Source organism: Kitasatospora sp. MMS16-BH015 (assembly GCF_002943525.1).
Classification (GTDB): domain Bacteria; phylum Actinomycetota; class Actinomycetes; order Streptomycetales; family Streptomycetaceae; genus Kitasatospora.
In genome coordinates this window covers 6126579-6143811 of sequence record NZ_CP025394.1, presented here as the reverse complement: position 1 = coordinate 6143811, position 17233 = coordinate 6126579, and the positions used below count along the sequence as shown (strand labels likewise).

General features: G+C 72.3%; 13 protein-coding genes and 1 pseudogene. 1 reads left to right on the top strand and 13 read right to left on the bottom strand.

The window, feature by feature from the left end; translation table 11 throughout:
- Window positions 1–6: 6 nt before the first annotated feature.
- The 12 genes and pseudogenes from CFP65_RS26465 to nrdR all read right to left on the bottom strand — a co-directional run bounded on the left by CFP65_RS26465 (window position 7) and on the right by nrdR (window position 13751).
- A complete protein-coding gene (locus CFP65_RS26465) occupies window positions 7–1035 on the bottom strand; it encodes a carbohydrate ABC transporter permease (protein WP_254552577.1) in 1029 nt (342 codons plus the stop codon).
- An 87-nt stretch (window positions 1036–1122) separates the two neighbouring features.
- Window positions 1123–2463 (bottom strand): ABC transporter substrate-binding protein, encoded by a 1341-nt coding sequence (locus tag CFP65_RS26460; RefSeq protein ID WP_254552576.1) that lies wholly within the window; start codon window positions 2461–2463, stop codon window positions 1123–1125.
- Between the two features lie 265 nt (window positions 2464–2728).
- Window positions 2729–3928, bottom strand: a complete 1200-nt coding sequence (locus CFP65_RS26455) for a cytochrome P450 (RefSeq protein ID WP_104818535.1) — start codon at window positions 3926–3928, stop codon at window positions 2729–2731.
- A 76-nt stretch (window positions 3929–4004) separates the two neighbouring features.
- On the bottom strand, window positions 4005–5243 hold the full coding sequence (locus tag CFP65_RS26450; RefSeq protein WP_104818534.1) for a cytochrome P450: 1239 nt from the start codon (window positions 5241–5243) through the stop codon (window positions 4005–4007).
- Window positions 5240–5974 carry an ATP/GTP-binding protein gene (locus tag CFP65_RS26445; protein WP_174805573.1) on the bottom strand — a complete coding sequence of 245 codons (735 nt, stop codon included), beginning with the start codon at window positions 5972–5974 and terminating at the stop codon, window positions 5240–5242. The genes CFP65_RS26450 and CFP65_RS26445 overlap by 4 nt, the downstream gene beginning before the upstream one ends.
- Window positions 5955–6323 carry a DUF742 domain-containing protein gene (locus CFP65_RS26440; protein ID WP_217368187.1) on the bottom strand — a complete coding sequence of 123 codons (369 nt, stop codon included), beginning with the start codon at window positions 6321–6323 and terminating at the stop codon, window positions 5955–5957. Before CFP65_RS26440 ends, CFP65_RS26445 begins: the two co-directional genes overlap by 20 nt.
- A 110-nt stretch (window positions 6324–6433) precedes the next feature.
- Window positions 6434–6829: pseudogene (locus CFP65_RS26435) on the bottom strand (roadblock/LC7 domain-containing protein); the annotation flags it as partial.
- Window positions 6829–8829 (bottom strand): ATP-binding protein, encoded by a 2001-nt coding sequence (locus tag CFP65_RS26430; RefSeq protein ID WP_254552575.1) that lies wholly within the window; start codon window positions 8827–8829, stop codon window positions 6829–6831. The pseudogene CFP65_RS26435 and the gene CFP65_RS26430, both read right to left, overlap by 1 nt.
- Window positions 8830–9204: 375 nt before the next feature.
- Window positions 9205–9762: a Clp protease N-terminal domain-containing protein gene (locus CFP65_RS26425; RefSeq protein ID WP_104818531.1), complete on the bottom strand. Its 558-nt coding sequence runs from the start codon at window positions 9760–9762 to the stop codon at window positions 9205–9207.
- 2 nt (window positions 9763–9764) lie between these two features.
- Window positions 9765–10025, bottom strand: a complete 261-nt coding sequence (locus CFP65_RS26420; protein ID WP_104818530.1) for a helix-turn-helix domain-containing protein — start codon at window positions 10023–10025, stop codon at window positions 9765–9767.
- A 135-nt stretch (window positions 10026–10160) separates the two neighbouring features.
- Window positions 10161–13037, bottom strand: coding sequence for a vitamin B12-dependent ribonucleotide reductase (locus CFP65_RS26415; RefSeq protein ID WP_104818529.1), 2877 nt, complete (start codon window positions 13035–13037; stop codon window positions 10161–10163).
- A gap of 222 nt (window positions 13038–13259) precedes the next feature.
- Window positions 13260–13751: a transcriptional regulator NrdR gene (nrdR, locus tag CFP65_RS26410; protein ID WP_104818528.1), complete on the bottom strand. Its 492-nt coding sequence runs from the start codon at window positions 13749–13751 to the stop codon at window positions 13260–13262.
- A gap of 407 nt (window positions 13752–14158) precedes the next feature.
- Here nrdR and lexA point away from each other — a divergent pair, with 407 nt between their 5' ends.
- Window positions 14159–14974, top strand: coding sequence for a transcriptional repressor LexA (lexA, locus tag CFP65_RS26405; RefSeq protein ID WP_104821137.1), 816 nt, complete (start codon window positions 14159–14161; stop codon window positions 14972–14974).
- 175 nt (window positions 14975–15149) lie between these two features.
- Here the strand turns inward: lexA and CFP65_RS26400 are convergent, their stop codons facing one another.
- A complete protein-coding gene (locus CFP65_RS26400; RefSeq protein WP_104818527.1) occupies window positions 15150–17228 on the bottom strand; it encodes an ATP-dependent DNA helicase in 2079 nt (692 codons plus the stop codon).
- Window positions 17229–17233 lie beyond the last annotated feature (5 nt).

Genomic DNA, 17233 nt, shown 5'->3' with positions numbered 1-17233 from the left:
CTGGCCTCACCGGGTCTCACGCTCCTTGCGCAACTGGACGATGTTGTAGGCCACCAGCGGCAGCACCGCCAGGAAGAGGATCACCGCGAGCGCACTCCCCCGCCCGACGTTGAACTGCACGAAGGACTGCGAGTACATCTCGTTGGCCAGCACCTGGGTGCCGAAGTTGCCGCCCGTCATGGTGCGGACGATGTCGAAGGCCTTGAGCGTGGTGATCATGACGGTGGTGAGCACCACCACCAGCGTGGTGCGGATCATCGGCACCGTGACGTACCAGAAGAGCTGCACCCCACGGGCCCCGTCCAGCCGGGCCGCCTCCGTCACCTCGTCCGGGATGGCCTTGATCGCGGCCGAGAGCACCACCATCGCGAAGCCGGTCTGGACCCAGATCATCACCGCCATCAGCAGGAAGTTGTTCAGCGGGTGCGAGAGCATCCAGTTCGGCGGGTGCGACCAGCCAAGGCTGATGGCGAGTTGGCTGAGCAGGCCGATCTGGTGCTGCGAGGTGTCCCGGGCCTCGTAGACGAACTTCCAGATGATGCTCGCCCCGACCAGCGAGACCGCCATCGGCATGAAGATCAGCGACTTGTACACGGCCTGGCGCTTCATCCGGTCGACCAGCAGGGCCAGCACCAGCCCGAGGCCGGTGGCGGCGAGCGGGGCCACCAGCAGCCAGAGCAGGGTGTTGAGCAGCACCTGGTGGATCGAGCCGGTGGTCAGCGCCCAGCCGTAGTTGCGCCCGCCCAGGAAGCGGGTGGAGTCGTCGTTGTAGAAGCTCAGGTAGACGGTGCGGATCAGCGGCGCCACCAACCCCACGATCAGCAGCAGCACGGCCGGCCCCAGGAACACCAGGATGGCCAGCGGCCGCCCGAGCCGGCCCCTCGCCCGGCCCGCCGCGAAGAACACCACCAGCAGGATGCCGAGGAACCCGGCGATCGCACCGAAACTGTTGCCCAGCTTGACCGTGGCGTCCGTCCACGCCGAATCGGCCAGCATCGAACTCACCGGCAGGGCCACCGGTTCATGCCCGGACATACGACCATCCCTCCTCCGGAAAGCCAACCCACCCCACCGGGAGTCGGGGTGCCGCCCGGCCTCGCGCCGGGCGGCACCCCGACTCGGCTACGGCCAGGCGCTGTCGATGTCGCCCGCGACCTTGGAGATCGACTGGCCCTCGGCGAACCAGGCCGTGAGCGACTTCCACTCCTGGCCCGAGCCGACCGCGGCCGGCATCAGGTCGGAGGCGTCGAACCGGAAGGTCGCCGCCGGGTCGGTCAGCGCGTCGGCGGAGAGCCGGTCGATCGGGTCGGTGTACAGGCTCTTGTCCACGCCCTGGTTGGCGGAGACCCAGCCGGTGGAGACCTTCACCCGGCTGCTCGCCCACTCCGCGCTGGACAGGTAGTTCTGCACGGCCTGCACCTCGGGCCGGTCCGAGAAGGCCGCCAGGAACTCGCCGCCGCCCTCGACCGGGTTGCCGACGGCGGGGTTCACCGCCGGGAGGTGGAAGGCGAAGATGTCGCCGTCCGGCCCGATGTTGGTGCCCTTGGGCCACTGCGCCTGGTAGAAGGAGGCCTGCTGGAGCATCCAGCACTTGTTGGTGAGGATCGGCGCCCCGGCGTCCTGGAAGGTGGTGGTGGCGATCGACTTCACGTCGCCGTACCCGCCGTTGACCCAGGCCGGGTTCTGCATCCAGCCGGCCACCTTCTGCATCGCGTCGGTGATCTTCGGGTCGGCGAACTTCACCTGGTGGCTCACCCACTGGTCGTAGACGTCACCGCCGTAGGAGCCGAGCACGACCTCCTCCAGCCAGTCGGTGGCGGGCCAGCCGGTGGCGGTGCCCGAACCGATCCCGCCGCACCAGGGCTTGCTGCCGTTCGCCCCCGCCTTGGCGATCCGGTCGCTCAGCGCCATCAGGTCGGCCCAGGTCTTGGGCACCTCGTAGCCGGCCTGCTTGAAGTACTTGGGCGAGTACCAGACCAGCGACTTCATGTTGGCGCTCATCGGCGCCGCGTAGAAGGTGCCGTTGACCGAGCCGTAGGTCTTCCAGACCGGGCTCCACTTGGCCTCGTTGGTGACGGTCTGGGCCGGCGGCTTGGCCACCTTGCCGGTCTTCACCATCTGGGCGAGCAGGCCGGGCTGCGGGATGATCGCGAAGTCGGGCGCGTTGCCTCCGCTGACCCGCACCTGGAGCTGCGACTCGAAGTCGTTCGCACCCTCGTAGGAGATCTTGATCCCGGTGCAGGAGCTGAACTCGGCCCAGGACTTCTCCAGGGAGTCCGACTCCGGGCTGAGGATCGAGGCGTACATCGTGACCTTCGTGCCCGAGTGCCCCGCGTAGGGCTGGTACTTGGCGCAGTCACCGGTCAGGGCCGCCGCCGAGCCGCTCGCCCCCGAGCCGCCGCCCGAGCTGTTGGAGCAGCCCACGGCCAGGGTCAGGGCGAGCACCGCCGGTACGGCCAGCAACGACCGCCCCAGGCGGCGCCGACCGGGGTCGACGGGTAGGTCCGGGCGGACGGGTGCAGAGTCGGACGAGAAGATCGCTGGATGAGGGAGCGTCAAGTCGGACCTCCGGGCCAAGGCGTGGGAGCCAGCTGTTCAGACAGTCGAGAGAGACGGAACCAGAGCTGCGCTGTACCTGAGTGCGATCCGTACCCAATGGGGGTGGAGTTGAAGACGCTAACGCAGCGCCTACCCCACGCCAAGGCACCCGACTCGAACTGACCAACCGTCACAAACGGACGGGCAGCTCCCGGAGGCTGTTGACCACCATGGTCGGGTTGGGGCTCAGCTCGTGCTCCGGCACCGCGAGGGCCAGGCCGGGGAAGCGCTCGAACAGGGCCGGCAGCGCCACCGCCGCCTCCAGCCGGGCCAGCGGAGCACCGGGGCAGACGTGCGGGCCGTGTCCGAACGAGAGGTGCCGGGCCGCGTCCCGGGTGAGGTCGAAGAGCTCCGCCGTGCCGCCGTGCTGGTCCGGGTCCCGGCCGATCGCGTTGTACGAGATCAGCACGGCCTCGCCCTGCGGGATCACCACGTCCCCGTACGGCAGGTCCTCGGCCGCGAAGCGGAAGAGGAAGTTGCTGGTCGGCGGCGTCCAGCGCAGCGACTCCTCGACCACCGCGGCCCACTCGACCTCGCCCGCACGGACCAGGGCGAGCTGCTCGGGGTGGGTGAGCAGCGCGCGGACGGCGTTGGTGATCAGGTTGACCGTGGTCTCGTGGCCGGCCGCGATGATCACCCGGAGGGTGGCCGCCGCCTCCGCGTCGGTGAGCGCCCCGCCCTCCACGTCGGCGGCCAGCAGCGCGCTGATCAGGTCGTCCCCGGGGGCCGCCCGCCGCTCGGCGACCAGCCCGGCCACGAAGGCGTTGAGCGCGGCGATGGTGGCCTGCACGTCCGAGGCGACGCTGCTGAAGAACCGCTCGTACAGCGAGCGGACCAGCTCGTGGTCGCGCTCCGGCACGCCGAGCAGGGTGCCGATCACCGTCATCGGCAGCGGGAAGGCGAAGGCCGACTTGAGGTCGACCACCGGCCCGGCCGCCGTCAGCCCGTCCAGCAGCTCGGCCGTGATCTTCTCGATCTGCGGCCGCATCAGCTCGACCCGGCGCGGGGTGAACGCCTGCGCGACGATCGCCCGCAGCCGCCGGTGCTCCGCCCCGTCCGTGGTCACCATGCTCGGCCCCGGCACGGCCAGCCCGATCAGCGGCCAGCTCTTCGGCACCTCCCCGCGCTGGTACGCCGCCCAGTGGGTGGCGCTCTTCACCAGCCGGGCGTCCGTCAGCAGCTCCCGCGCGGCCCCGTGCCGGGTGACGGCCCAGGCCCGCACCCCGCCGAGCAGTTCGACCGCCACCACCGGCCCGGCGGCCCGCAGCAACGCCCCCTCGGCGGCGTTGTCCCGGGCCAGCGGGTCCATCACGATCGGGGCGGCGGTCATCTCGTACTCCTCGGGTGGGGCAGGCGGTACAGGCAGGACAGGATCGGGAGCCGGCCGGCTCACAAGGCCGGCCGGCTCACATGGCCGGGGTGAAGGCGACGGGCAGCGAGACCAGGGCCCGCACCCAGGCCGAGGGGCGCCAGACCAGGGCGTGCTCGGCCACCGCCAGCCGGAGGTCGGGCAGCCGGTCGAGCAGCACCTCGATCGCCGTCGCGGCGATCACCTCGGCCGCCTCCTGCGCGGGGAACGGGCAGGAGTGCGGCCCGTAGGAGAAGCTCAGGTAGGCGCGGTTGCCCTCCGCGGGCGCACCGCCGGGCTGCCGCACCGACGGGTCGGCGTTGGCGCCGGCGAAGCCGAGCAGCACCATGTCGCCCGCCGCGATCCGCTGTCCGCCGAGCTGGGTGTCCCGGGTAGCCCAGCGGCCCGCGAAGATCTGCGTCGGGGTGTCCTCCCAGAGCGCCTCGGCCAGCGCCTGGCTGATGCTCCGCCGGCCGCCCGAGAGCGAGGCGGCGAACCGCTCGTCCGTGAGCATCAGCCGCAGCGCGTTGGCGATCCAGTAGGCGCTCGGCTGGTGGCCGGCGATCAGGATCACCCGCATGTCGCGCATGACCTCCTCGTCCGTCAGCCCCGCCGCGTGCTCCAGCAGTCGCGAGGTGACGTCCGCGCCGGGGTGCTCGCGCTTCTCCCGCACCAACGCGAGCATGCTGTCGAGCAGTTGCTGCGCACCCGCCTGGGCGTCGGCGCCGCCGTCCAGCATCGCGAGCAGCCCGCGGATCAGCACCGGGGCCTCGTCCTCGCCCAGCCCGAAGAGCCGGCAGAGCACCAGCAGCGGCATCCGGTGCGCGTACTCGGCCACCAGCTCGGCCTCGCCCCGGCCGGCGAACTCGTCGATCAGCCGGTCCGCGATCTCCTCGCAGTGCTTCTTCAGCTCGTACGGGTCGACCCCGGCCAGCGCGTCGGTGATCGCGCCCTTGCGGCGCTGGTGCTCCTCGCCCTCGGCGTACAGCACCGAGGGCACCGGGGCCATCATCGGCTTGAGCGGCCAGTCGGCGGGGATCTGGGGCCAGTGGTTCCACCGGCTGGAGTCGCGGCCGAAGAGCTCGGGCCGGCCGGTCACCTGCTGGAGCTCGCGGTAGCCGATCACCAGCCAGGCGGGCACGCCACCGGCCAGCTCGATCCGGGCCACCGGCCCGTGCGTCTCGCGGAGTTCGCGGTAGAGCTGGCCCGGATCGGTCTGGAAGCGCGGGCCGTAGAGCGGGGTCGCCCCCTGGTGCGCGGGGCAGCCCGGCGGTGGGGTGGGCGCGGGCTCGGTCACGAGCTCATCTCCTGTTCGAGCATGACGGACGCTACGGCGGCGGCAGGGGCGGTGCCGGACCGGGGTGCGGGCACCGGCAGAGCACCGGCGGCGGCACCTGCCTCGGCCGGTTCGGCTTCGGCCAGCTCCGCCTCGGCCAAGTGCTGGAGGTGGCGGACCAGTTCGATCAGCACCTGCTTGCTGGACTCCCGGTCGCGGGCGTCGCAGTCGACCAGCGGCACGTCCGCCGGCAGGTCGAGCGCCGCCCGGACCTCCGCCAGCGAGTGCTGCGGCTGCTCGAAGTTGTTCCGGGCGACCACGAAGGGCGTGCCGTGGTGCTCCAGGCGGTCGATCGCGTACCAGGACTCCTCCAGCCGCCGGGTGTCGACCAGCACCACGGCACCCAGCGCACCCGCGAACAGCCGGTCCCAGAGGAACCAGAACCGCTCCTGGCCGGGGGCGCCGAACAGGTAGAGGACGTTCCGGTCGTCGAGGGTGATCCGGCCGAAGTCGAAGGCCACCGTGGTCGAGCGCTTGCCGAAAGCCGCCGAGGGGTCGTCGATGCCCTCGCCCGCCTTGGTCATCGTCTCCTCGGTGTTGAGCGGACGGATCTCGCTCACCGCACCGACCAGGGTGGTCTTGCCGACGCCGAAGCCGCCGACCACCACGATCTTCAGCCCGTTGTCGGCCGTCCCGCGCAGCGCGGACGGCCGACCGGAGCCGACCGGGCGGTCAGAGTTGTTGGAGGCCATTCAGCACCTGCTTCAGCGTGTCGAGATCGGGCAAGCGGGCCTTGGTGGGGGCGAACCTCGGGTGGCGTGCGGTGACCCGCCCGGCCTCCAGCAGATCGCCGAGCAGGATCTTGACCACGCTCACCGGCAGCGCCAGCTCGGCCGCGATCTCCACCACCGAGGTCGGCTCGGCACACAGCCGCAGGATCCGGACGTGCTCGGACTGCATGCCCGGCTCCGGCTCCCGCTCCGTGACGATCAGCGTCACGAGGTCGAAGGCGTGCTCCGGCGGGCGGCTGCGCCCGCGGGTGACGGTGTACAGCCGGTCCGGGTCGTCATCCCGGGCCGGGATGTTCCGTCCCTCGCTCACGCCGGGCTCGGGGCGTCGATCCGGTCCGCCTCCGCACCGAGCTGCCGCTGCTCCAGCCGCGCGGCCTCGGCCGCCGCACCGGAGAGCTCCGCCAGGTCGAAGTCGGCCGGGTCGCGCGGCGGAGCGCTCAGGTGGACGCCGATCTGCTCGATCAGCCCGTGCATGTTGTGCCCGACCACGCCCACGTCGGCGTCGTCGTCGGTGACCACCGCGAGGTGGGCCCCCTCCCCCGCCGCCACGATGCACAGGATGCCGCCGTGGAACTCGGTCATCGACTGGCGGACGCCACCCGTCCGGTCCCCGAACTCGATCGAGGCGCCGTGCGCGAGGCTCTGCATGCCGGAGGCGATGGCCGCCAGCTGGTCCGCCTGGTCCACCGTGAGGCCGGCCGTGTGACAGAGCTTCAGCCCGTCGGCCGAGAGCACCAGGGCGTGCCGGGCACCGGGGGTGGCCGTCAGCAGGTTCTCCAGCAGCCAGTCGAGATCGCGGTCGGTGGTGCTGCTCATCAGGCGTCGTCCTTCGCGAGTACGTCGGTGTCGGTGGGCCCGGTCGGGGCGGACCCGTTGGTGGCGGACCCGGCCGGGCCGGAACCGGTGGCGTCAGGCCCGTCGGCCGAGTCGGTGGAGGCGGCGGGAGCGGTGGAGTCAGCGGAGTCGGCGGGACCGGCCGGGCCGGCGCCACCGGAGCTCTCCGCCCCGGGCTGGAGCGCCCGGCGGAACGCACCGAAGCGGGCCGCCGCCGCGAGCGGGGCCGCACCGGCCGAGCCGGTCGGCGCGGCGGCACCGGCGGCGGCACCGGCAGCTCCCGCAGCGAAGAGCGCCGCCGAACGGGGAGTTGCGGGACGGGGAGCGCCGGGACGCGGCGGCACGGGCTGCGGCGGTACGGCGGCCCGGGTGGCCGCCCCGCCCTGCCGGGCCGAGGCGAGGGTCTGGCCGCGACGGCGCTGCGGCAGGCCGTTGCCGCCCTCGGCGGTCGGGTCGCCGCCGCCCGCTGCCGGAGCAGCTCCGGCGGCGTCGGCCGACACCGAAGTGCGGGTGGGCAGGGCGGCGGAGCCCTGCGCGGCGGGCAGTTCGGCCGCGCCGCTCCGGGCAGAGGTCAGTTCGGCGGCGCGGCCCCGGAGGCCCTCGCCCCTGGTCACGGCCGCGGCGGCGCCGGCCCCCCGGGTCACGGCGGGCACGGCGGTGCCGCCCCGGCCGCTCCCGACAGTGCCGCCCGAGCTCATGGTGCCGCCGGTGGCGGCCGGTTCCGGGGCGGGGTGGGTGATCAGCTGGGCGGGGATCAGCATCACCACGCCCGTGCCGCCCCGGGCGGAGGGGCGGAAGGAGACGGAGAGGCCGTGCTTGCGGGCCAGCGCGCCGACCACGGCGAGGCCGATCCGGGTGCCGGCGGAGAGCGCGGTGAGGTCCAGGGGCTCGGGCGAGACGGCGCGTTCGGCCCGCTTCAGCCAGCTGTCGCTGAGCCCGAGGCCGCCGTCCTCGACGGTGATCACCAGGCCCGCGTGGGCCTCCTCCACGTAGACGTGGACCTCGGCCGGGGGCGCCGAGAAGTTGGCGGCGTTGTCGAGGAGTTCGGCCAGCGCGTGCATCACGCCCTCGGCCGCGTAGCCGGCCACGGCCGCCGTGCTCGCCGAGTGGAGCCGCACCCGCTGGTACGCCCCGATCCGGCCGAGCGCCCCGCGCAGGATGCTCTCCACGGCGATCGGCTTGGCCCAACGGCGGCCGCTCCGGGCTCCGGTGAGCACCGCGATGCTGTCGGCCATCCGCCCGGCCTGGGCGGTGGAGTGGTCGAGCACGAGCAGATCGCCGAGCACGTCCTCGCCGTGCCGGTGCTGCATCTCCCGGAGTTCGGCGTGCATGCTGGTGGCCAGCGCCTGGACCCGGCCGGCCGCCGTGGCGCAGACGGCCAGTGCGGCGGCGCGCTGCCGCTCGCCCCGACCGATCTCCTCGGCCACGTACCGCAGCAGCCCGGCGTGCGCCGAACTCCGGTGCGGCACCAGCACGCTGTCGACCGAGGCGCCGCCGCGCAGCCGCTCGACCACCTGGGGCAGCACCTCTACGGAGAGCGCTGCCAGCTGCTCCCGCTCGGCCGCCGACTCCTCGGTGAGCGCGCGCAGCGCGGTCTCGGCCCGCTCGGCCGTCTCCCGCAGCGCGGCCTGCTCCGCCTCGGCCCGCTCCCGGGCCTCGGCGGCGGCCGTCCCGGTGGCGGCCAGCGCCTCCTGCACGGCGACCAGATCGGTCCGAGCCCCGTCGGCCGCCGCCTGGGCGGTGGCCAGGGCGGCGCGGAGGCCGGCGGCGGCGGTGTGCGTGGCACTCAGGTCGGCGCGCAGCTCGGCGACGCGGGCCCGGGTGAGCACCGCCTCCTCCCGGAGCCCGTCCGCCTCCTCCCGGCTGCGGACGGCGCGGCCGGCCTGGACGGCGGCCAGCAGGGCGAGCACGCACCAGAGCACGAACCCGCCGCAGACGGTCGCCGCGACGGCGGCCCGGTGGGTCTCGGCGGCGGTGGCCACGGCGGCGGCTCCGGCCGCCGCTCCGACCAGGATCCCGGCGGCGGCCCAGGAGACGGTTCTACCGTTCGGGCGCTGGTGCGCTCCACGGACGGGCGGCGTGGGAGCTGTCATCAATCTGTCCTCGGGGGCGGCGGCAGATCAGGGCGGACGACGGCACGCCGACAACCGGGGCGCTGGTGAGCACGCTCCGGACAGATGTTCAGCACACGCGGTCACCAGATCATATCCATTTATCACTTTTGCTCAACGTGGCCCTGAGCACCTGACTAACCGGTAGGTAACTGCCCACCACCCTGGCGTCCCGTCACCTGCCGGAAGCCCGGGCCCGAGAGCGCGGGCCAGAGAGCTCGGATCCGGAAGCCCGGGCCCGTCGGCTCAGGCGTGGACGGCCCGCAGCGCGAGCTCCAGCTCCGCGAGGTCGACCCCGGCCTCGCTCAGCAGTCGGACCGCCGGGCCGCCGCCCTCGGCCAGGATCCCGAGCACCAGGTGCCGGGCCTCGATCCGGTCGCCCCGCTCGGCGGTGACCTGCCCGAGCGCGAGCGCGAGCACCCGCTTCTCCCGCTCGCCGAACCGCACCGGCCCCCGCCGCCGCCGCGCGGGCGGCCCGGCCGGCGCCGCCAGGGCCGCCAGCCCGTCCGCACCGAAACCCGCCTCGACCGCCTCCCGGACGGCCGCCAGGTCGACTCCGACCGAGGCCAGCGCGGCCTCGTCCACCGCCGGGTGCGGCGCCCCGAGCAGGCGGGCCAGCGCGCCCCGGGCGGTCACCAGGTCGAGCCCGGCCGCCCGCAGCACCCGCGCGGCCGGATCCTCGGGCAGCGCGAGCACCCCCAGCAGCAGGTGCCCGGTGCCGATCCGCTCGTGCCGCAGCCGGACGGCCTCCTGGCCCGCGCCCGCCACCGCCCGCCGGGCGCCGTCAGTGAACCGCTCGAACATGGTCAGCCCCTCTCCCGTTCCGTACCGTCGACCCCGTCGGCCCGCTCAGCGAAGCCCCGCCGGGCGTACTTCTTGTGCACCGCCTGCCGGCTGACGCCCAGACAGGCCGCGATCTCCTGCCAGGACCAGCCCTTGACCCGCGCGTTCCCCACCTGTAGCTCCTCCAGCCGGTCCGCCAGGTCGCGCAGCGCCCGCACCGCCCGCAGGCCCACCGCCGGGTCACGACTGCCCGCGGCGGCGGCGAGTTCTCCGGTCTCGCTCATTCCGCACCCCTCTCTTCATGTCAACCTAGGTTGACATCGCCCGCTTGTCAACCAAAGTTGACGTCTTCGGGCCGAAAAGGGCGGTGCCCCGACCACCGGAGTGGTCGGGGCACCGCCCTCGAAGCAGGGGGACGATCAGCTGCAGCCGCTGGTGGAGCCGCAGCCCTCGCAGAGGTAGCAGCTGCCCGCGCGGCGCATCTTGGTGCCGCAGGAGAAGCAGAGCGGGGCGTCCGCGTTCAGGCCGAGCTGGATCTCCATCAGTTCGGTGGAGTTGTGGGCCTGGGCCGGGGCGGCCTTGGGCTTCTCGACCACCGGCGTGGCGGGGAGCTGCACGGACACCGACTGGGCCAGCGTCTCGGTGTCCATCTCCTCCGCCTCGACCGGCTCGTAGGAGCCGGTGTCGAGGTGGCGCTGGCGCTCCTCGACGGAGTGGATGCCGAGCGCCGAGCGGGTCTCGAACGGCAGGAAGTCGAGCGCCAGGCGGCGGAAGATGTAGTCGACGATCGACTGGGCCATCCGCACGTCCGGGTCGTCGGTCAGACCGGCCGGCTCGAAGCGCATGTTGGTGAACTTCGCGACGTAGGTCTCCAGCGGCACGCCGTACTGCATGCCGACCGAGACGGCGATCGAGAAGGCGTCCATCATGCCCGCGAGGGTCGAGCCCTGCTTGGACATCTTCAGGAAGACCTCGCCCAGGCCGTCGTCCGGGTAGGAGTTGGCGGTCATGTAACCCTCGGCGCCACCCACCGTGAAGGAGGTGGTGATGCCCGGGCGGCCCTTCGGCAGACGCTTGCGGACCGGGCGGTACTCGACCACCTTCTCGACCGCGGCGGCCGGGGCGGCCGGGGCCTCGACGGCAACGGCGGGGGCCTTCTTCGCCGAGAGCGGCTGGCCGACCTTGCAGTTGTCGCGGTAGATCGCCAGCGCCTTGACGCCGAGCTTCCACGCCTCGAAGTAGATCTCCTCGATCTCCTCGACGGTGGCGCTCTCCGGCATGTTGACCGTCTTGGAGATGGCGCCGGAGATCCACGGCTGGATCGCCGCCATCATCCGGACGTGGCCCATCGCGGAGATGACCCGCTCGCCCATCGCGCAGTCGAACACCTCGTAGTGCGCGGGCTTGAGGCCCGGCGCGCCGACCACGTTGCCGTGCTCGGAGATGAAGGCGACGATCGCCTCGACCTGCTCCTCCTGGTAGCCCAGGCGCTTCAGCGCGCGCGGCACGGTGCCGTTCACGATCTGCATCGAGCCGCCGCCGACCAGCTTCTTGAACTTGACCAGGGCGAGGTCGGGCTCGACGCCGGTGGTGTCGCAGTCCATCATCAGGCCGATGGTGCCGGTCGGGGCGAGCACCGAGGCCTGCGCGTTGCGGAAGCCGTGCTCGGCGCCCAGGCGCAGCACCTCGGCCCAGGTCTCGGTCGCGGCGGCCCAGACGGGGGCGTCCAGGTCGTCGGCCGGCTTCGCGTCGGCGTTGGCCTCGGCGTGCTGGCGCATGACCTGCTGGTGCGGCTCGGCGTTGCGGGCGTAGCCGTCGTACGGGCCGACGACCCCGGCCAGCTCGGCGCCGCGGCGGTAGGCGGTGCCGGTCATCAGCGAGGTGATCGACCCGGCCAGGGCGCGGCCGCCCTCGGAGTCGTACGCGTGGCCGGTGGCCATCAGCAGGGCGCCGAGGTTGGCGTAGCCGATGCCCAGCTGGCGGTAGGCGCGGGTGGTCTCGCCGATCTTCTCGGTCGGGAAGTCGGCGAAGCAGATCGAGATGTCCATCGCGGTGATGACCAGCTCGACGACCTTGGCGAAGGTCGTGGCGTCGAAGCTGTCGTCCTCGCGGAGGAACTTCATGAGGTTGAGCGAGGCGAGGTTGCAGCTGGAGTTGTCCAGGTGCATGTACTCGGAGCAGGGGTTGGACGCGTTGATCCGGCCCGACTCCGGGCAGGTGTGCCAGTGGTTGATGGTCGAGTCGTACTGGATGCCCGGGTCGGCGCAGGCCCAGGCGGCCTCGGCCATCTTGCGGAAGAGCTTCTTGGCGTCGACGGTCTCGATGACCTCGCCGGTCATCCGGGCCCGCAGGCCGAACTCGGTGCCGTTCTCGACCGCCGTCATGAACTCGTCCGAGACGCGGACGGAGTTGTTGGCGTTCTGGTACTGCACGGAGGCGATGTCGTCGCCGCCGAGGTCCATGTCGAAGCCCGCGTCGCGCAGCGCGCGGATCTTCTCCTCCTCCTTCACCTTGGTCTCGATGAAGGCCTCGACGTCCGGGTGGTCCACGTCGAGCACGACCATCTTGGCCGCGCGGCGGGTGGCGCCGCCCGACTTGATGGTGCCGGCCGAGGCGTCGGCGCCGCGCATGAAGGAGACCGGGCCGGAGGCGTTGCCGCCGGAGGAGAGCAGCTCCTTGGAGGAGCGGATCCGGGAGAGGTTCAGGCCGGCGCCGGAGCCGCCCTTGAAGATCATGCCCTCTTCCTTGTACCAGTCGAGGATCGACTCCATGGAGTCGTCGACGGCCAGGATGAAGCAGGCGGAGACCTGCTGCGGCTGCTTGGTGCCGACGTTGAACCAGACCGGCGAGTTGAAGCTGAACACCTGGTGGAGGAGGGCGTGGGTCAGCTCGTGCTCGAAGATCTCGGCGTCGTCCGCGGTGGCGAAGTAACCGTTCTTCTCACCGGCGGCGCGGTAGGTGAGCACCACGCGGTCGATGATCTGCTTGAGGCTCCACTCGCGCTGCGGAGTGCCGACCGCGCCGCGGAAGTACTTGCTGGTCACGATGTTGACCGCGTTCACCGACCAGAAGTCGGGGAACTCCACGCCGCGCTGCTCGAAGTTGATCGAGCCGTCACGCCAGTTGGTCATGACGACGTCGCGGCGCTCCCAGGTCACCTGGTCGTAGGGGTGAACACCAGGAGTGGTGTAGATGCGCCCGATCCGCAGGCCACCCTTCGGCGCGGCCTTGCCGGCGCCCTTGGTGGTCTTCTCGGACTTCGACCCGCGCGCGGAACCGCTCGTCGTGTCAGTCACTTCGTACTCCTCCTCCTGGGCAAACGCCCTCGGCACCCCAGACCTTCCGGATGCCGTTGGTTCGCTTCTCCTGGTGTGCGCGGTCGGCCCGACTGTGGACGCCATGCACGATTTGTGGTGTTCTGTGCCCGATTTCCGGGCGCGCGGGAGCCATCGTCTGCCGTCGGGACGGCTTCGACTCGGGCTCCGAAGAGATAAGGGGGTGGTGCGGGGGCCGTGCGATCAGGTCGCGGCGGCGGGGACGGGCACGCTGCCCGCCTCGGCGAGCGACTGCTCCGCGCGGAGCTCGGCGATGGCTGCCTCGAAGTCCTCCAGGCCGTCGTAGGCCCGGTAGACCGAGGCGAACCGCAGGTAGGCGACCACGTCGAGCTGCTTGAGCGGGCCCAGTATGGCGAGGCCGACGTCGTGCGTCGAGAGCTCGGCGCTACCGCTGGCCCGCACGCACTCCTCGACCCGCTGGCCGAGCTGCGCGAGCGCGTCCTCCGTCACCGGGCGGCCCTGGCACGCCTTGCGGACACCGGAGATCACCTTCTCGCGGGAGAAGGGCTCGGTGACGCCGCTGCGCTTGATGACCATCAGCGTGGCCGTCTCCACCGTGGTGAATCGACGACTGCAGTCAGGACACTGGCGGCGGCGGCGGATCGAGCTGCCGTCGTCACTGGCGCGGCTGTCCACCACGCGGCTGTCCGGATGCCGGCAGAAGGGGCAGTGCACGGGTGGATTCCCTCCGGGGCAGCTTCGAGCGGACCTCACCAGCCTACACGGTTCGGGCCAGGCTTCGGACCGCCTGACCACAACTTGTAGGGCCAAGCGGCGAGACTGCCACAAGATCTGGGATAACGGGAAGCGCCACGCCGCAACGGGTCGAAAAGTTCACCGCGCGTGAAATAGACTCCCGGCGGCAGTCACGATCGAACATTTAATCGAGCTACACCCAAAGCCTTGATCAGTTCAGTCGACTCCGAAATAATTCACTCGAACGTGTGTTTGGCGCAACCTTTCGAGAGGTGCACCAGTTGAGCTGGACAAGAGGGAGAACGCCTGTCTAAGAGGGGCATCCAGTGAACACCGTAGAAGCCAAGAGCAACTCCATCCCGGTGCAGGAGCGTTCGGCGCGCACCATGGACCAGCAGAGCGTGGACCACAGCATGAGCCGCAGCGAAGACCACCGCGTGCCCGGCGGGGCCCTCAACCCGGGCCGCCTCCCCGACCAGTCGATCGAGCACGCCGCCGCCCTCGACGGAGCTCTCGGCCAGAGCGTCCCCACCCGTTCCCTCCCCGGCCGCCCGCCCGGCATCCGCACCGACGAGGCCGGGCTGACGGAGCGCCAGCGCCGCGTCATCGAGGTCATCCGCGATTCCGTCCAGCGGCGGGGCTACCCGCCGAGCATGCGGGAGATCGGCCAGGCCGTCGGCCTCTCCAGCACCTCCTCGGTGGCCCACCAGCTGATGGCCCTGGAGCGCAAGGGCTTCCTCCGGCGTGACCCGCACCGCCCCCGCGCCTACGAGGTCCGCGGCGTCGAGGTCTCCCGGCCCAACACCGCGGAGGCCGCCGGCCGCCCCTCCACCTCCTACGTGCCCCTGGTCGGCCGGATCGCGGCCGGTGGCCCGATCCTGGCCGAGCAGACGGTCGAGGACGTCTTCCCCCTCCCCCGTCAGCTGGTCGGCGACGGCGAGCTGTTCGCCCTCACCGTCCGGGGCGACTCGATGGTGGACGCCGCCATCTGCGACGGCGACTACGTCGCGGTCCGCCGCCAGCCCGTCGCCGAGAACGGCGACATCGTCGCCGCGATGATCGACGGCGAGGCCACCGTCAAGCGCCTCAAGCGCGAGGACGGCCGGATCTGGCTGATGCCGCACAACCCGGCGTACGACCCGATCCCGGGCGACAACGCGACCATCCTCGGGAAGGTCGTAGCAGTGATGCGGCGCCTGTAGCACTACCTGGGGCTGCACTATCCAGGGGCGCGGGGAACGGCGCGGCCAGCCCTGCAGCTCCTGCTGTCTTAAAGCGATGCCCACTTGCACTGTCCGTTGATGGTGCAGGTGGTCATCTGTGCATCAGTACGGCATGCCACGGGGCTGGGCGCGCAGTTCCCCGCGCCCCCGGTGGTTACCGTACGGGGGGAGCGGAAGCGTCGATCGCGGCCAGCGACTTGCGGATCTGGTTCCGGTCCGTGGTGTACCAGAAGGCCGGCATCGAGGAGCGGAAGAAGCCGCCGTACCGGGCCGTGGCCAGGCGCGGGTCCAGGACGGCCACCACACCCCGGTCGTCGGAGGCGCGGACCAAGCGCCCTGCTCCCTGGGCCATCAACAGCGCCGCGTGGGTGGCGGCGACGGCCATGAAGCCGTTGCCGCCGGCCTCTTCGACGGCCTTCTGGCGGGCGCTCATCAGGGGGTCGTCGGGGCGGGGGAAGGGGATCCGGTCCATCACGACGAGCTGGCAGGCGGCGCCGGGCACGTCGACGCCCTGCCAGAGGGAGAGGGTGCCGAAGAGGCAGGTCTCGGCGTCGGCCGAGAACTCGCGGATCAACTCGCCCAGGGTGTCCTCCCCCTGGAGCAGGATCCGGTTGTCCAGGCGCTCCCGCAGGGCCTCGGCGGCGGCCTTGGCGGCCCGCATCGAGGAGAACAGGCCGAGGGTGCGGCCGCCGGCCGCGCCGATCAGGTCGGCCAGTTCGTCGAGCATCTCGGGGCGGTCGGGCTCGCGGCCCGGCGGCGGCAGGTGCTTGGCGACGTAGAGGATGCCCTGCTTGTTGTAGGAGAAGGGGGAGCCCACGTCGATGCCGCGCCAGTACGGCGGGGCCTCCTCGCCCTGCTGCCGCTCGGGCTCGGCGGCGCCGCGGGCGTCGGGCAACCGGCCCTCCACCGGGAGGCCCACCGAGGCGGCCACGCCGTTGAAGTCGCCGCCGAGCTTGAGGGTGGCGGAGGTCAGCACGACCGAGCGCTCGCGGTAGAGCTGCTCGCGCAGCAGGCCGGAGACGTTCAGCGGGGCGACCCGCAGCGAGGCGGTGCCGGGGCCGAAGCGGTCGCTGCGCTCGATCCAGACCACGTCGTAGGGGGATTCGGAGAGCAGCCGCTCGGTGGTGTCGTGCAGGGTCTCGGCCGAGGCCATCGCCTGCTTGCGCACGGCGTCCTCGTCGGAGAGGCCCTTGTCGCGGGTCTCGCCGAGCGAGGTGATCACCTGGCGGGCGGCGTCCCGGATCGCCGAGACGGCGTAGACCAGGTACTCGGGGAGCTCCTCGACCCGGCCGGGCTGGGCCGTCTCCATCAGGCCGTGGTAGCTCTCGGCGGCGGCCTGGAGGGCGTCCACCGCCTTCTCGTTGGCCAGCCGGGCCGCCCGCTTCACGGCGCGGTTGACCGCGCCCACGGTGAGCTCGGCGGTGGCCGCGCCGGTCACCCGGTTGACCAGCTCGTGGGCCTCGTCCACGATCAGCATCGCGTGCTCGGGCAGCACGGGGGCGCCCTCGATCGCGTCGATCGCGAGCATCGCGTGGTTGGTGACCACCACGTCGGCGGTCTTGGCCCGCTCGCGGGCCAGCTCGGCGAAGCACTCCTGGCCGTAGGCGCAGCGCGAGGCGCCCAGGCACTCCTTGGAGGTGACCGAGAGCTGGGCCCAGGCCTTGTCGGAGACGCCCGGGGTGAGGTCGTCCCGGTCGCCCGTCTCCGTCTCCTCGGCCCACTCGCGCAGCCGGAGCACGTCGCGGCCGAGCTTGCCGGTGGGGCCGCCGAGGGCGTCCACCGGGTCGAAGAGGCCCTCGCCCTCCTCGCTCGGAGTGCCCTCGTTGGCCCGGTGCAGGCAGAGGTAGTTGGAGCGGCCCTTGAGCATGGCGAAGCTCGGGCGGCGGCGCAGCACCGGGTGCAGCGCCTCCACCGTCCGGGGCAAGTCCCGCTCCACCAGCTGGCGCTGGAGCGCCAGCGTCGCCGTGGCGACGACCACCCGGTCGCCGTGGGCCAGCGCCGGCACCAGGTAGGCGAGGGACTTACCGGTGCCGGTGCCGGCCTGGACGAGCAGGTGCTCGTCGTGGTCGACGGCGTCGGCGACGGCGGCGGCCATCGCGACCTGGCCGGGCCGCTCGGTGCCGCCGACGGCCGCGACGGCGGCGTGCAGCAGCTCGGGCAGCTTGGCTCGGGGGACGCTCACCGGGGCCTCGGCATCGCCGGGCAGGGGCTGGGGTGCGGAGTCGTTCGTCATGGCCC

What these genes read in the sequence shown, in the direction of transcription:
- CFP65_RS26425 (WP_104818531.1), bottom strand. Translation starts at nt 9,762, where the DNA reads ATGTTCGAGCGGTTCACTGACGGCGCCCGGCGGGCGGTGGCGGGCGCG.
- CFP65_RS26445 (WP_174805573.1), bottom strand. Translation starts at nt 5,974, where the DNA reads ATGGCCTCCAACAACTCTGACCGCCCGGTCGGCTCCGGTCGGCCGTCC.
- CFP65_RS26455 (WP_104818535.1), bottom strand. Translation starts at nt 3,928, where the DNA reads ATGACCGCCGCCCCGATCGTGATGGACCCGCTGGCCCGGGACAACGCC.
- lexA (WP_104821137.1), top strand. Translation starts at nt 14,159, where the DNA reads ATGGACCAGCAGAGCGTGGACCACAGCATGAGCCGCAGCGAAGACCAC.
- CFP65_RS26465 (WP_254552577.1), bottom strand. Translation starts at nt 1,035, where the DNA reads ATGTCCGGGCATGAACCGGTGGCCCTGCCGGTGAGTTCGATGCTGGCC.
- CFP65_RS26400 (WP_104818527.1), bottom strand. Translation starts at nt 17,228, where the DNA reads ATGACGAACGACTCCGCACCCCAGCCCCTGCCCGGCGATGCCGAGGCC.
- CFP65_RS26420 (WP_104818530.1), bottom strand. Translation starts at nt 10,025, where the DNA reads ATGAGCGAGACCGGAGAACTCGCCGCCGCCGCGGGCAGTCGTGACCCG.